Below are 14,811 nucleotides of genomic sequence, written 5' to 3'. Positions count from 1 at the left end.
CCCGCTCATCGCCTCGGCGAGGGTACCGAAGCCGGGGCGGTGGGAGTACGGGCCGAACTGCCCGAAACCGGTGACCCGGGTCAGGACGAGACGGGGGTTGGCCGCGCTCAGCTCGGCCCAGCCGAGACCCCATTTCTCCAGGGTGCCCGGACGGAAGTTCTCGATGATCACATCGGCGGTGGCGGCCAGCCGCAGCAGGGTGTCACGGCCGCCCGGGGCGGACAGATCGAGCGTGATGGTGCGCTTGTTGCGGCCGAGCAGCTTCCACCACAGACCGATGCCGTCCTTGGCGGGGCCGTGGCCCCGGGAGGGGTCGGGGCGGTCGGGGTGCTCGACCTTGATCACCTCGGCGCCGAAGTCGCCGAGCATCGTGGCGGCGAGGGGGCCTGCGAAGAGCGTGGCCAGATCGAGGACGCGAAGACCCTGGAGGGGGGTGGGGGACGCGGCGGCCGGGGGGCCGGGCAGCGGGCGGGCCGTCGGCGCGGGGGAGGGGCCGTGGGTGGCCCGGGGGGCTGGTGCGGGTGCGGGTCCGGAGGTCGCGAGGGGAGTTGGTGCGCGGGTGGGGCGAGGTGGCGAGGGGGGTGTGGATGGTCGGTTCATGAGGCGTCATCGATCTCCGGGCGGTAGGGCATGGACGTGGAGGCCCCCGGACGCTGGACGCACAGCGCGGCGGCGGCCGTCGCCCAGCGCAGGGCCTGTTCGACGGTTTTGCCCTCGCCGAGCGCGACGGCGAGGGCGCCGACGAAGGTGTCACCGGCGGCGGTGGTGTCCAGGGCGGTGACTCTGGGGGCGGGGACGGTGAGCGGGGCGGCGCCCCGGCGGGCATGGAGGCTGCCCGCCGCACCGAGGGTGATCACGACCTCGGGGACCTGGCGCAGCAATGCCTCGGCGGCCGTAAGGGGGTCCGCGATTCCGGTGAGGGTGGCCGCCTCGTGCTCATTGGGCACCAGCAGATCGGTGGCGGCGAGCAGTTCGGGGGGCAGTGGCTGGGCGGGGGCGGGGGTGAGCACGGTCCGTACGCCGTGGCGGCGCGCGGCCTCAGCGCCGTCGAGGACGGCGGAGAGGGGGAGTTCGAGCTGAAGGAGGAGAGTGTCGGCGGTGGCGATGAGAGCTTCGTCGCCGGGGGCGAGGGAGGTGACGGTGCCGTTGGCGCCGGGGACGACGACGATCGCGTTGCCGCCCTCGTTGTCCACGACCACGGCGGCGATACCGGACGGGCCCTCCGCCGTCCGCAGCAGATCGGTGTCGACGCCGGACGATACGAGGGTCGCCCGCAGCCGGGCGCCGAACTCGTCCGTGCCGACCGCGCCGATCAGCGCGACGTCCCCGCCCGCGCGGGCGGCGGCCACGGCCTGGTTGGCGCCCTTCCCCCCGGGGACCGTACGGAACTCCCGTCCGGTGACGGTCTCCCCGCGCTTCGGCGCGTGGGCGACGTAGGCCACGAGGTCCATATTGGTGCTGCCGAGCACCACGATCGCGGTCATGGGCGGAGTGCCTCCTGGTGGGTGAGCCGGGCGAGGGTGTCGAAGCCGACGCCGTCGAAGTCGGCGACGGAGGTGGCGAGCCGGTTCTTGAGCGGGGTGGTCCAGCGGTCGGGGACGGCGTCGGGCGATCCGGCGAGCAGACCCGCGATGGACCCGGCGGTGGCGCCGTTGGAGTCCGTGTCCCACCCGCCGGAGACGGCCCGGCAGACCGAGCCGCTGAAGTCTCCGTCGGCGTGGGTGAGGGCGGCGGCGAGCAAGGCGGCGTTGGGGACGGCGTGAACCCAGTGGTAGTGGCCGTAGGCGGTGTGGAGGAGGTCCACGACGGTGGCGAAGTCGCGCTCCGCCCTGGCCGTCTCGATCCCGTGGCGTACGGCGGACGCGAGCCGGCCGCCGGGCGGGACGACGGAGAGACCGGTGGCGAGGGCGCGGTGCACATCGCCGCTGCCGCCCGCGGCGGACGCGATGGCGGCGGCGATGAACATCGCGCTGTGGACGCCGTTCGCGGTGTGGGTGAGCGAGGCGTCGCGGTGGGCCCGCACGGCGGCGGCAGCGGGGTCGCCGGGGTGGGTCCAGCCGTGCATATCGGCGCGGATGGCCGCGCCGATCCACTCCCGGAAGGGGTTGTGATGGCGGGCGGTGAGCGGGGGTTCGATCCCGCAGAGCAGATTGCGGTAGGCGACGCGCTCGGCGGTGAAGGTCCGGCCGGCGGGGAGCTGGTCCAGCCACAGCCGGGCCACGTCCGAGGTGCGGAAGTCGCGCCCGTACCGCTGGAGCAGCAGGAGGTTGACGAGCGGATAGTTGAGGTCGTCGTCCTCGGGCATGCCGTCGATGTTCTCGGCCAGCGAGGTGGGGGCGGAGCGCCGGTTCCAGGGGTGGGCGCGGCGCAGCTCCTCGGGCAGCCCCCTGGCGGTGAACCAGGTGTGCAGGGGCCAGTTCCCGGTGGCGCGGGCGATGGAGCGGATGGCGTGCAGGGGGAGCTTCTCGACCGGCTTGCCGAGCAGGCACCCGACGGCCCGCCCGAGCCACGCGGCGTGCAGGGCCTCGGCGGTGAGGCGCGGCAGCGGGTCTCCGGGGTTCGCGGACGGCCGGTCTCCCGGGTTCGCGGACGGCCGGTCTCCGGTACTCCCGGACGGTCGGTCCTCCGGGCCACCGGCCGGCCGGGACCCGGCGTCCGATACGCCCCCGGCGGCCGGGCCGTGACCTCCGTACCGCCCTGGGGGTTCCGTGCCCCGGGTCGAGCGCGTCCCCGTCCCGCCCGGATCCGGGGGTCCACCGGGAGCGGGCGGCGGCACACCCCGGGGCGCCCACGAGGATTCGGGACCGCCGGGGGCGGCACCGCCGTACGGGCCGGGGGCGCCCGCCCTTCTCCGTACGGCCGCGTCGTGCGTCACCCCCGGGGTGTGCGCGCGGTGCCCGGACGGGGCGGGAGGCGTGGGCCAGGCGGGGCAGAGGGCCTTGATCGCGGCGAGGTCCGTGGGCTCCAGCCGGGTCAGGGGGCTGGGCAGCGCGGCCAGTTCGTCCAGCAGGGCGGTCGCCAGGGTGCGCAGGGCCGGGGACGCGGGGGCGGGGGACGCACCCGCCGTGCGCGGGGGAGGCGGGCCGCCCGCCTCCCGCCAGCGGGTGGCGATCGCCCGCGCGCGGCGGCCGTCCTCCGACGCCTGGCGCAGCTCATGGCCCACCAGATCCTCCGGCTGGACCCAGGTCAGCCGCAGTTCGGTGGTCATCGGGCGCCGGCCGTCAGCCGGGCGTACGCGGACTCATGGGCCCGGCGGCGTTCGGTGTCGCGCACGAAGACCTCGCGGGCGACCGCCGCCAGTTCGCGCGCGGGGGCGCCGAGATCGAGCCGGCTGGCCTCGGCGACCTGTTCCGCCCACTCCCGGGGGACCACCGACTCCCCGCCCAGCGCGCCCGCGATCGCGCCGGACATGGTGGCGATCGAGTCGCAGTCACGGCCGTAGTTGACCGAGCCCAGCACCGTACGCCGGTAGTCGCCCCCGCAGACCACCAGCATGCCCAGTGCGACGGGCAGTTCCTCGATGGAGTGCAGCCGGGAGGGGCGGCGGGCGGCCAGGGACGGGGCGCGGTAGTCCGGGCCGACCGTGTCGAAGGGGGCGATCGCGGCGCGCAGCGGGGAGAGCGCCGACTCGAAGTCCGAGTGCCGCGCGGCGACGTCCGCCACCGCCTCGATCGCCGCGCGGGTGCCGTCCTTGGCCAGGGCGAGTGCCGTGTCCACGACCGTCGACGGCGTCGCCCCCGGCAGACAGGCCGCCGCGACCGCCGCCGCGAACACACCCGCCGCCTCCCGTCCGTACGACGACTGGTGCGCGCCCGCGATGTCGAGCGCCTCGGCGTAGGCGGCGGCGGGGTTCGCCGCGTTGACCAGGCCCACCGGGGCCATGTACATGGCCGCGCCACAGTTGACGATATTGCCGCTGCCCGCCTCGCGCGGATCGTGGTGGCCGTAGTGCAGCCGGGCCACCAGCCACTTCTCGGCCAGGAAGATCCGCTGAAGGGGGAGCGCCTCGGCCTCCAGTTCGGGAATCCAGCGGGGGTGGGTGATCAGGTCGGGGACCAGGTGGTCGGCGACCGCGTAGGCGTCGAGGTGGTCGCGGACCGTGGCGTAGACCCTGATCAGCGCATGGGTCATCAGGGTGTCGTCGGTGATGTGCCCATCGCCCTTGTGGTACGGCGCGATGGGGCGCGCGGTGCGCCAGTCGTCGCCGTACCAGGGGCCGACGATGCCCTGGACCCGGCCGCCGTGGCGTTCGGCGATCTGCTCGGGGGTCCAGCCCTCGACCGGGCCGCCGAGTGCGTCGCCGACGGCCGCGCCGGTCAGACTGCCGGCGATCCGGTCGTCAAGCGAGGGGGCCGGGGCGGGGGTTGGCGGGGTGCGGGGCGCGGTGGGTGCGGCGGTGTTCGTCCTGGTGGTGTTCGCGGGGGTGGGGCTCGTCCGGGTGGTGTTCGCGGGTGTGGGGGTGGGTGGCGTCGTGCTCGGGGGTGTGGGGGTGGAGGGTGTGGTGCTCGGGGGTGTGGGGGTGGGTGGTGTCATGTCGCGATTGTCTCCCCGGGGTGGTCAGTTCCGTGTGTGACAGCAGCACGGCGAGTTCAACGAGATCGGTACCGGCGAGGCGGGGCAGCGCACACCCCGCGAGCGTTCGGCAGGCGTCCCGCCAGGAGGCCGGGATGGCGTCGCCGCCGCCGAGCGCGCCGGTCAGCGCCCCGGCGAGAGCGGGAGCGGAGTCCGCGACCCGGGACAGACAGGCCGCGGTCGGCACGGCCTCGGCGACCCGGCCACGCGCGGCCGTCGCGACGGCGAGGGCGACCGGGACGGTCTCGGCGGCGGCGATTCCGTAGCTGTAGACGTGGTCCACGATCTGATGCTCCAGCAGCGGTACGAGATCGAAGGCCGCGTCGGCGTCCCGGGCGAGCCGGACCGCGTGCCGGGCGTTGCGGCCGATCTCGGTGGTGCCGGGGAGCTGGGCGAGGGCGGCCTCCACCGCCTCGTCCACTTCCGCGCCGCCGAGCGCCGCCGCGACGGCCGCCGCCATGGCCCGGGCGCCGTGGACCCCGTCGCCGTCCTGGGTGTAGCGGGCGTCGAACTCGGCCAGCGCGGCGGCTGCCCCCGGGTCGCCCGGGTGGACGGTGGCGAGGACGACCGCGCGGACGCAGGCGGCGTCGTCGAAGTAGTGCGGATTGTCGTGGCCGGTCGCGGGCGGACGCAGGCCGGTGGCGAGATTCCCGAGCCCGGCGCGTACGGAGATCCGGGCGCGCAGGGGCAGTACGGCGGACTCCACCTCCGGGGCGCGCTCGGCGGCGGCGGCGATCTCCCCGGCGAGGGCGTTCCACGCCAGGTCGACCGCCGCCCGTACCCGGTGGTCCGGGCCCAGCCCCTGGAACAGGTCCCCGGCCGCCGTGAGCACCGTCCCGGCCGTGAAGGCCGCCCACTCGGCGTCGTCGGACGGGCCGAGCCGCAGCGGTTCGGGCGGCTGGTTGAGGGCGATGGGGACGGGGAGCGTGGTGGTGGCGTTCTGCTCGGCGAATGTGTCCAGCTCACGGGTCAGCCGCCGGGTCCACTCCGGCATCCGCGCCGCGCGGTGCCGTGCCGCGGGCCAGCCGGCCGCGTCCCCGGCCGCGAGTCCGAGCAGCAGCCCCTCGATGGGGCGGGGCCGACGTTCCACCCGGGTCGTCGCCCTGGTCGTCACCGGGGTCGTCTCCCGGGTCGCCGCCCGCGCGGCGGCGGTACGGCCGGGTCCTTCCGCGGGCTCCCCGGTGATCCGTGGGGGTGTCTCCTGGGCGGGCGTGGCGCCGGCCGTCGTCATGACGCCGCCGTCGGGTCGTCGTCCGGGGTGAGCAGATCCGCGATGTCGAGGATGTGGTGGCCCCGCATCGAGGGGAGACAGCTGCCACGCACCGGGCCGATCGCCGACGACCACTCCGGAGGGATGGCGGAGGCACCCGAAACGGCTCCCGCCAGGGCCCCGGCCACCGCCGCCGTCGTATCCGCGTCCCGGCCCATGTTGACCGCCGTCAGCACCGACGTACGGAAGTCCCCTCGCGCCGCGGCGAACGCGCCGAACGCCAGGCCCACCGCCTCGGGGGCCAGATCCGTCCATGGATAGCCGCCGATCACCACCGAGGACCGCACCGCCCGCTCCATCGTCAGGGTGTCCGGATAGGCGCGCTGGGCGGTGACCACCCCACGACGCAGGGAACGGGCAGTCCAGGAGTCCATCGGGATCACCGAGAGCGCCGCGCCGATCACGCCCGCCGGGCCCGCGCCCGTCATCGCCGCCGCGACGCCCGCCGCCACCGCCTGGCCGCCGTAGATGCCCTCGCCGTCATGGCTGACCGTGCCGTCGATCGCCACCAGCCGCGCCGCCTCCAGCGGGCGGCCCGCCGCGAACACCCCGAACGGTGCCGCCCGCATCGCCAGCCCGTCGCTCCAGGCGTGCCGGTGCTGGGCCGAGATGGGAGCGGCCAGTCCGCGCCGCAGATTCTCCAGCGTGCCGCGCTCGCTGAATCCCGCGCCCCGGAACGGGCCCTCGTCCAGATCCGCGATCCAGTGGTGCCACGCGGTCTCCACCTTGGCCACCGTCAGCGCGGAGCCGTGCCGGGCGAGCAGCAGGCCCGAGAAGATCGCGTACTCCGTGTCGTCCGTACCCGCCGGGTCGTCGTTCACGAAGCCCTCGATACGGCCCCAGCGGCGGCGGATCTCGGACGGCCGCATGTTCTCCGCCGGGGCGCCCAGCGCGTCCCCCACCGCGAGGCCCAGCAGCGCCCCGCACGCCCGCTCCCGGAGCACACACGACGGTACGGACGACGGTACAGACGGCGACCCGGGCTCCGCGCGCGGGATCGCGGGCCGGGCGCCGTCCGGTCGGGCGTCCTCGGGCCGGGCGTCCTCGGGCGGGAGGTGCTTGCGGCGAGGCGCGGAGAGCACGGGGCCGGGGCCGGGACCGGAGGGATCAGCGGGATCACATGCGATCAACTCCATGGGCGGGCCTCTTTCGCGCGCGAGCCTCTGTCCTGGGCTGTGGTGCGTCCGTACGGTCGGCTGGGCCGTGCCCCCGCCGTACTTGTCCGGATGTGTGCCCCACGCGACTCCCGGCGAGTCGGGGAAACCCTTCTGTCACCCGCTCGACTTCAGGTAAGTACGGCCTGCCTTGCTGGCGAGCCCCTTACATCGAGCGTATTTTCGAAGTGGTCGAGAGGGTGGCGGAGCGAGTGGTTCCGCCGCCGGAGCAGGGAGAGAGATGTCCATCATCCAGACCGAGGCGCCCCTGCATGTGGCGCACCGTGACAACCACACCCACCGTGATGTCAACGGCGGCTGGCTGCGGCCCGCGGTCTTCGGCGCGATGGACGGACTGGTCTCGAACCTCGCCCTGATGACCGGTGTCGCGGGCGGCTCGGTCTCCCAGCAGACCATCGTCATCACCGGGCTCGCCGGGCTGGCGGCGGGAGCGTTCTCCATGGCCGCGGGGGAGTACACCTCCGTCGCCTCCCAGCGGGAGCTGGTCCAGGCCGAACTGGACGTCGAACGCCGGGAGTTGCGCAAGCACCCCGTGGACGAGATGGAGGAGCTGGCCGCGCTCTATGAGGCCCGCGGGGTCGAGCCCGCGCTCGCCCGTGAGGTCGCGACGCAGCTCTCCCGGGATCCCGAGCAGGCCCTGGAGATCCACGCCCGCGAAGAACTCGGGGTCGACCCGGACGATCTGCCGTCGCCCGCGGTCGCCGCGGTCTCGTCCTTCGGATCGTTCGCGCTGGGCGCGCTGCTGCCGGTGCTGCCGTATCTGCTCGGCGCGAGCGCGCTGTGGCCTGCGGTGCTGCTGGCGCTGGTGGGGCTCTTCGCCTGCGGGGCGGTGGTGGCACGGGTGACGGCGCGGGGCTGGTGGTTCAGCGGGGTCCGGCAGCTGGTGCTGGGTGGCGGTGCGGCGGCGGTCACCTACGGCCTGGGGGCGGCGTTCGGCGCGGCCCTCTGAGCCCCGGGCCCTCTGAGCCCGGGCCCGGGACCCCGCGCCCGGGGCTCAGGACCCCACGCCCCACGCCCCACGCCCCACGCCCCACGCCCGGGACCCCGCGCCCGGCCCCCCGGGGCAGCGCCCCTGACTGGCAGCGCCCCCTGGCAGGTCCAGACTGTCGTCCTGGCGGCCGGCTCCCCCGTCCCCTCCGTCCCCTCCGTCCTCCGTCCCCTCCGTCCCTCCGTCCCCCCCCGCGGGATTTTGCCCGCGCGTGGGTGGTCAATCCCGGCCCGGGGGCCGAAGCTGTGGTGGGCGCCGCCCCAGACGGATTCCGCCGGATTCCGCTTCGGGGTGAGACACTGTGCAAGACACCGCACAAGCAGTCGCAAGTCGGCGGTTTCGATGCATTCGGCACTGGGCATGAGCCGAAAGCGCTGCGGGCAACGAAGCCTGCTCTGCGATGGTCCTGCGGATACCGTTCCCCGATACCGCTCTGTCCGACGGTGACCCACCCCCGCCCCACTGGGCCGCTGTACGCGGTGTCCGCATGTTGGAATGAGTTGTCCACTTCTCGGGAATCACTCCATCATGTAACCTGCACGAAATTTCGCAGAGGGCCAACGTCGTCCCTCGGCAGTGAACATGCCACGACGACGACGGGAGAGCCGATGCGTTCCGACGCCTGGTTGCCCATGGCCGGTCGCCCCGCCCCCCAGGGCCTCTACGACCCCCGTAACGAACACGACGCGTGCGGCGTCGGGTTTGTGGCCACCCTCACCGGTGTAGCCAGCCATGAGCTGGTGGAACAGGCGCTGACCGTACTGCGGAACCTGGAGCACCGGGGTGCCACGGGCTCCGAGCCGGACTCGGGCGACGGAGCGGGCATCCTGCTCCAGGTCCCCGACGCGTTCCTGCGGCAGGTCAGCGGGTTCGAACTGCCCGAGGCCGGGGCGTACGCCGTCGGTATCGCGTTTCTGCCCGGGACGGGCACCGAGGAGGCCGTCTCGCGCATCGAGACGATCGCCCGGGAGGAAGGGCTCGACGTCCTCGGCTGGCGCGAGGTGCCCGTCACACCCGATCTGCTCGGCAACGGCGCACGGGCCACGATGCCCGTCTTCCGGCAGCTTTTCGTGGGCGACGGCGAGAGCACCGGGATCGCGCTCGACCGCAAGGCGTTCGTCCTGCGCAAGCGCACGGAACGGGAGGCCGGTGTCTACTTCCCGTCCCTGTCCGCGCGGACCATTGTCTACAAGGGCATGCTGACCACCGGGCAGCTGGAGCCGTTCTTCCCCGATCTGTCCGACCGGCGGCTGGCCACGGCCGTCGCGCTGGTGCACTCGCGGTTCTCGACGAACACCTTCCCGAGCTGGCCGCTGGCCCACCCGTACCGCTTCGTCGCACACAACGGCGAGATCAACACCGTCAAGGGCAACCGCAACTGGATGCGCGCCCGGGAGTCCCAGCTCGCCACCGACCTGTTCGGCACGGAGCGGCTGAACCGTATCTTCCCGGTCTGTACGCCGGACGCCTCCGACTCCGCGTCCTTCGACGAGGTCCTGGAGCTGCTCCACCTCGGCGGGCGCTCGCTGCCGCACTCCGTGCTGATGATGGTCCCCGAGGCATGGGAGAACCATGACTCCATGGACCCGGCGCGGCGGGCCTTCTACCAGTACCACTCCACGATGATGGAGCCCTGGGACGGCCCCGCCTGTGTCACCTTCACCGACGGTGTCCAGGTCGGCGCGGTCCTCGACCGCAACGGTCTGCGCCCCGGGCGCTACTGGGTCACCGACGACGGCCTCGTCGTCCTCTCCTCCGAGGTCGGCGTCCTCGACATCGACCCCGCCAAGGTCGTCCGCAAGGGCCGCCTCCAGCCCGGCCGGATGTTCCTGGTCGACACCGCCGAGCACCGCATCATCGAGGACGACGAGATCAAGTCGGCGCTCGCCGCCGAGGAGCCGTACCAGGAGTGGCTCGAAGCGGGCACGATCGAGCTGGAGGATCTGCCCGAGCGCGAGCACATCGTGCACACCCACGCCTCCGTCACCCGCAGGCAGCAGACCTTCGGCTATACGGAGGAGGAGCTGCGCGTCATCCTCGCGCCGATGGCGAGGACGGGCGGTGAGCCGCTGGGCTCCATGGGCACGGACTCCCCGATCGCGGCCATCTCCGAGCGCCCCCGGCTGCTCTTCGACTACTTCACCCAGCTGTTCGCGCAGGTCACCAATCCGCCGCTGGACGCCATCCGCGAGGAACTGGTCACCTCGCTGCGCTCATCGCTGGGCCCGGCGGGCAATCTGCTGGAGCCGACGGCGGCCTCCTGCCGCAGTGTCACCCTCCCCTTCCCGGTGATCGACAACGATGAGCTGGCCAAGCTCATCCACATCAACGCCGACGGCGACATGCCCGGGACGAAGGCGGCCACGCTCTCCGGTCTCTACCGCGTCGGCGGCGGCGGCGACGCGCTCGCGGAACGTATCGACGCCATCTGCGCCGAGGCCGACACCGCCATCGAGGACGGCGCCCGGCTGATCGTCCTCTCCGACCGGCACTCCGACGCCGAGCACGCGCCGATCCCGTCGCTGCTGCTCACCTCGGCCGTCCACCACCACCTCATCCGCACCAAGCAGCGCACCCAGGTCGGGCTGCTCGTGGAGGCGGGCGATGTGCGCGAGGTGCACCATGTCGCGCTGCTGATCGGCTACGGCGCCGCCGCGGTCAACCCGTATCTGGCGATGGAGACCGTCGAGGACCTCGTCCGCGCCGGCACCTTCATCGAGGGCATCGAGCCCGAGCGGGCCATCCGCAATCTGATCCACGCGCTGGGCAAGGGCGTCCTCAAGGTCATGTCCAAGATGGGCATCTCCACCGTCGCCTCCTACCGGGGCGCGCAGGTCTTCGAGGCCATCGGTCTCGACGAGGCGTTCGTCGACAAGTACTTCAACGGCACCGCCACCAAGATCGGCGGTGCGGGTCTTACCGTGGTCGCCGAAGAGGTCGCCGCCCGGCACACCAAGGCGTACCCGGTCTCCGGTATCTCCTCGGCGCACCGCGCGCTGGACATCGGCGGCGAGTACCAGTGGCGCCGCGAGGGCGAGCCGCACCTCTTCGACCCGGAGACGGTCTTCCGGCTCCAGCACGCCACCCGCAACCGCCGCTACGACATCTTCAAGCAGTACACGGACCGGGTGAACGAGCAGTCCGAGCGGCTGATGACGCTCCGGGGCCTGTTCGGCCTCAAGAGCGGCCGGGCGCCCGTGCCGCTGGACGAGGTCGAGCCGGTGAGCGAGATCGTGAAGCGGTTCTCGACCGGTGCGATGTCGTACGGATCGATCTCCCGCGAGGCCCATGAGACCCTCGCCATCGCCATGAACCAGCTCGGCGGCAAGTCCAACACCGGCGAGGGCGGCGAGGACGCCGACCGCCTCTACGACCCCACCCGCCGCTCCAGCATCAAGCAGGTCGCCTCCGGCCGCTTCGGGGTGACCAGCGAGTACCTGGTCAACGCCGATGACATCCAGATCAAGATGGCCCAGGGCGCCAAGCCGGGCGAGGGCGGCCAGCTGCCCGGCCACAAGGTCTACCCCTGGGTCGCCAAGACCCGGCACTCCACCCCCGGCGTCGGACTGATCTCCCCGCCGCCGCACCACGACATCTACTCCATCGAGGATCTCGCCCAGCTGATCCACGACCTCAAGAACGCCAACCCGAAGGCCCGTATCCACGTCAAGCTGGTCTCCGAGGTCGGTGTCGGCACGGTCGCCGCCGGTGTCTCCAAGGCCCACGCCGATGTGGTGCTGATCTCCGGCCACGACGGCGGTACGGGCGCCTCGCCGCTCACCAGCCTCAAGCACGCGGGCGGCCCCTGGGAGCTGGGGCTCGCCGAGACCCAGCAGACCCTGCTGCTCAACGGGTTGCGGGACCGGATCGTCGTCCAGACCGACGGCCAGCTCAAGACCGGCCGCGATGTCGTCATCGCGACCCTGCTGGGCGCCGAGGAGTTCTGTTTCGCGACCGCGCCGCTCGTCGTCTCCGGCTGCGTCATGATGCGCGTCTGCCACCTCGACACCTGCCCGGTCGGTATCGCCACCCAGAACCCGGTGCTGCGCGACCGGTTCTCCGGCAAGGCCGAGTACGTCGTCAACTACTTCCGGTTCATCGCCGAGGAGGTCCGTGAACTCCTCGCCGAGCTGGGCTTCCGCTCCGTCGAGGAGGCCGTCGGCCACGCCGAGCTGCTGGAGACCGAGCGGGCCGTCAGCCACTACAAGGCCCAGGGTCTCGATCTGACCCCGCTCTTCCATGTCCCCGACCTGCCGGACGGCGCGGTGCGCCACGCCGTCGTCGAGCAGGACCACGGTCTGGCGAAGGCGCTCGACAACGAGCTGATCAAGCTCGCCGCCGACGCGCTGAACGCCGAGTCCGCCGACGATGCCCAGCCGGTCCGCGCACAGGTCGCCATCCGCAACATCAACCGGACCGTGGGCACCATGCTCGGCCATGAGGTCACCCGCAGATTCGGTGGCGCGGGCCTGTCCGACGACACCATCGACATCACCTTCACCGGCTCGGCGGGCCAGTCCTTCGGGGCGTTCGTCCCGCGCGGTGTCACGCTCCGGCTGGAGGGCGACGCCAACGACTACGTCGGCAAGGGCCTCTCCGGCGGCCGGGTGATCGTCCGCCCGGACCGGGGTGCCGACCACCTCGCGGAGTACTCCACCATCGCGGGCAACACCATCGCGTACGGGGCGACCGGCGGCGAGCTGTTCCTGCGCGGGCGCAGCGGGGAACGGTTCTGCGTCCGTAACTCCGGTGCCACCGTGGTCTCCGAGGGCGTGGGCGACCACGGCTGCGAGTACATGACCGGCGGCCACGCGGTGGTCCTCGGCGAGACCGGCCGTAACTTCGCTGCCGGTATGTCCGGCGGTATCGCCTATGTCCTCGACCTCGACCGGGACAACGTCAACTCCGGCAACCTGGGAGCGATCGAGCCCCTCGGCGACGCCGACCGGCGGTGGCTGCACGATGTCGTGCGCCGCCACCAGGAGGAGACCGGGTCCACCGTCGCCGCGAAGCTCCTCGCCGACTGGCCCGCGAGTGCCGAACGGTTCAGCAAGATCATTCCGACCACGTACAAAGCAGTGCTCGCCGCCAAGGACGCCGCTGAGCTGGCCGGTCTCTCCGAGCAGGAGACCACCGAGAAGATGATGGAGGCGGCGATCAATGGCTGACCCCAAGGGCTTCCTGACCACCGGGCGCGAGGTCGCCGAGACCCGCCCGGTGGGCGAGCGACTCAAGGACTGGAACGAGGTCTACGTCCCCGGCTCCCTGCTGCCGATCATCAGCAAGCAGGCCGGCCGCTGCATGGACTGCGGTATCCCCTTCTGCCACAACGGCTGCCCGCTCGGCAATCTCATCCCCGAGTGGAACGACTACGCCTACCGCGAGGACTGGCAGGCGGCCAGCGAGCGGCTGCACGCCACGAACAACTTCCCGGAGTGGACCGGGCGGCTCTGCCCCGCGCCCTGCGAGGCGGCCTGTGTGCTGGGCATCAACCAGCCGGCCGTCACCATCAAGAACGTCGAGGTCTCCATCATCGACAAGGCGTGGGACTCCGGCGACGTCACCCCGCAGCCCCCGGAGCGGCTCTCCGGCAAGACCGTCGCCGTCATCGGCTCCGGACCGGCCGGACTCGCCGCCGCCCAGCAGCTCACCCGCGCGGGCCACACCGTCGCCGTCTACGAGCGCGCGGACCGGATCGGCGGACTGCTCCGCTACGGCATCCCCGAGTTCAAGATGGAGAAGGTGCACATCAACCGCCGGATCGAGCAGATGCGCGCGGAGGGCACCAAGTTCCGTACGGGCGTCGAGATCGGCCGCGACCTCGACGCGGCCAAGCTGCGCAGGCGCTACGACGCGGTCGTCATCGCGGCCGGCGCCACCGTCTCCCGCGATCTGCCGGTCCCCGGGCGCGAGCTGAACGGCGTCCACTTCGCCATGGACTATCTGCCGCTGGCCAACAAGGTGCAGGAGGGCGACTTCGTCGCCCCGCCGATCACCGCCGAGGGCAAGCACGTCGTCGTCATCGGCGGCGGTGACACGGGCGCGGACTGCGTGGGCACCGCCCACCGCCAGGGCGCTGCCTCGGTCACCCAGCTGGAGATCATGCCCCGCCCCGGCGAGGAGCGTCCCGACGGCCAGCCCTGGCCCACCTTCCCGATGCTCTACAAGGTCACCTCCGCGCACGAGGAGGGCGGCGAGCGGGTCTACTCCGTCTCCACCACCCACTTCGAGGGCGACGAGGACGGCAATGTCCAGTTCCTCCACCTGGTGGAGGTCGAGTTCAAGGACGGCAAGCTCGAACAGAAGCCGGGTACGGAGCGCAGGCTCCCGGCGCAGCTCGTCACCCTGGCGATGGGCTTCACCGGCACCGACCAGGAGAACGGGCTGGTCCAGCAGTTCGGCCTGGAGCTGGACGCGCGCGGCAATGTCGCCCGCGACGCGGAGTTCGCGACCAACGTCGACGGGGTGTACGTCGCCGGTGACGCGGGGCGTGGCCAGTCGCTGATCGTGTGGGCCATCGCCGAGGGCCGCTCCGCCGCCCGTGGTGTCGACCGCTTCCTCACCGGGGCGAGCGAACTGCCCGCGCCGATCCGCCCGACGGACCGGGCCCTGACGGTCTGAGTTCCGACGGACCGGGCCCTGACGGACCGGGCCCTGACGGACCGGGCCCTGACGGACCGGGCCCTGACGGACCGGGCCCTGACGGACCGGGCCCTGACGGACCGGGCCCCGGCCCGGCCTCCGGTACACCCCCAGAACGTCCCGTACAACGGCGTACGGAACTGAGAACGGCGCCTGCCCCGTCC

The 14,811-nt window shown here is 72.9% G+C and carries 9 protein-coding genes; 3 read left to right on the top strand and 6 right to left on the bottom strand.

The window, feature by feature from the left end; all coding sequences use genetic code 11:
• The 6 genes from ACWF94_RS15105 to ACWF94_RS15080 all read right to left on the bottom strand — a co-directional run.
• Nucleotides 1-600, bottom strand: a 600-nt coding sequence (locus ACWF94_RS15105) for a CaiB/BaiF CoA transferase family protein (RefSeq protein WP_453487795.1), incomplete at its 3' end; no start/stop codon positions are given.
• Nucleotides 597-1,484: a ribokinase gene (gene rbsK, locus ACWF94_RS15100; protein WP_453487794.1), complete on the bottom strand. Its 888-nt coding sequence runs from the start codon at nt 1,482-1,484 to the stop codon at nt 597-599. The genes rbsK and ACWF94_RS15105, both read right to left, overlap by 4 nt.
• Entirely contained in the window at nt 1,481-3,208 is a 1,728-nt protein-coding gene (locus tag ACWF94_RS15095; RefSeq protein ID WP_453487793.1) for an ADP-ribosylglycohydrolase family protein, read from the bottom strand. The genes rbsK and ACWF94_RS15095 overlap by 4 nt, the downstream gene beginning before the upstream one ends.
• The gene (locus ACWF94_RS15090; protein ID WP_453487796.1) at nt 3,205-4,320 is read right to left on the bottom strand and encodes an ADP-ribosylglycohydrolase family protein; all 1,116 of its coding nucleotides are present in this window, start codon (nt 4,318-4,320) and stop codon (nt 3,205-3,207) included. The genes ACWF94_RS15095 and ACWF94_RS15090 overlap by 4 nt, the downstream gene beginning before the upstream one ends.
• A 19-nt stretch (nt 4,321-4,339) precedes the next feature.
• Nucleotides 4,340-5,803 (bottom strand): ADP-ribosylglycohydrolase family protein, encoded by a 1,464-nt coding sequence (locus tag ACWF94_RS15085; protein WP_453487792.1) that lies wholly within the window; start codon nt 5,801-5,803, stop codon nt 4,340-4,342.
• Nucleotides 5,800-6,978, bottom strand: coding sequence for an ADP-ribosylglycohydrolase family protein (locus ACWF94_RS15080; protein WP_453487791.1), 1,179 nt, complete (start codon nt 6,976-6,978; stop codon nt 5,800-5,802). Before ACWF94_RS15080 ends, ACWF94_RS15085 begins: the two co-directional genes overlap by 4 nt.
• Nucleotides 6,979-7,237: 259 nt before the next feature.
• Here ACWF94_RS15080 and ACWF94_RS15075 point away from each other — a divergent pair, with 259 nt between their 5' ends.
• The 3 genes from ACWF94_RS15075 to ACWF94_RS15065 all read left to right on the top strand — a co-directional run bounded on the left by ACWF94_RS15075 (nt 7,238) and on the right by ACWF94_RS15065 (nt 14,626).
• Nucleotides 7,238-7,966: a VIT1/CCC1 transporter family protein gene (locus ACWF94_RS15075; RefSeq protein WP_453487790.1), complete on the top strand. Its 729-nt coding sequence runs from the start codon at nt 7,238-7,240 to the stop codon at nt 7,964-7,966.
• Nucleotides 7,967-8,613: 647 nt separating this feature from the next.
• Complete coding sequence (gene gltB, locus ACWF94_RS15070) at nt 8,614-13,173, top strand: glutamate synthase large subunit (protein ID WP_453487789.1); 4,560 nt, start codon at nt 8,614-8,616, stop codon at nt 13,171-13,173.
• Entirely contained in the window at nt 13,166-14,626 is a 1,461-nt protein-coding gene (locus tag ACWF94_RS15065) for a glutamate synthase subunit beta (protein ID WP_453487788.1), read from the top strand. The genes gltB and ACWF94_RS15065 overlap by 8 nt, the downstream gene beginning before the upstream one ends.
• The last annotated feature ends 185 nt before the right edge of the window (nt 14,627-14,811 follow it).

The organism is Streptomyces sp. NPDC055078, from assembly GCF_053607985.1.
Note: the sequence above shows the minus strand (reverse complement) of the source record. Positions and strands in the feature narration are given on the sequence as shown.

What these genes read in the sequence shown, in the direction of transcription:
- rbsK (WP_453487794.1), bottom strand. Translation starts at nt 1,484, where the DNA reads ATGACCGCGATCGTGGTGCTCGGCAGCACCAATATGGACCTCGTGGCC.
- ACWF94_RS15075 (WP_453487790.1), top strand. Translation starts at nt 7,238, where the DNA reads ATGTCCATCATCCAGACCGAGGCGCCCCTGCATGTGGCGCACCGTGAC.
- ACWF94_RS15095 (WP_453487793.1), bottom strand. Translation starts at nt 3,208, where the DNA reads ATGACCACCGAACTGCGGCTGACCTGGGTCCAGCCGGAGGATCTGGTG.
- ACWF94_RS15065 (WP_453487788.1), top strand. Translation starts at nt 13,166, where the DNA reads ATGGCTGACCCCAAGGGCTTCCTGACCACCGGGCGCGAGGTCGCCGAG.
- gltB (WP_453487789.1), top strand. Translation starts at nt 8,614, where the DNA reads ATGCGTTCCGACGCCTGGTTGCCCATGGCCGGTCGCCCCGCCCCCCAG.
- ACWF94_RS15085 (WP_453487792.1), bottom strand. Translation starts at nt 5,803, where the DNA reads ATGACGACGGCCGGCGCCACGCCCGCCCAGGAGACACCCCCACGGATC.
- ACWF94_RS15080 (WP_453487791.1), bottom strand. Translation starts at nt 6,978, where the DNA reads ATGGAGTTGATCGCATGTGATCCCGCTGATCCCTCCGGTCCCGGCCCC.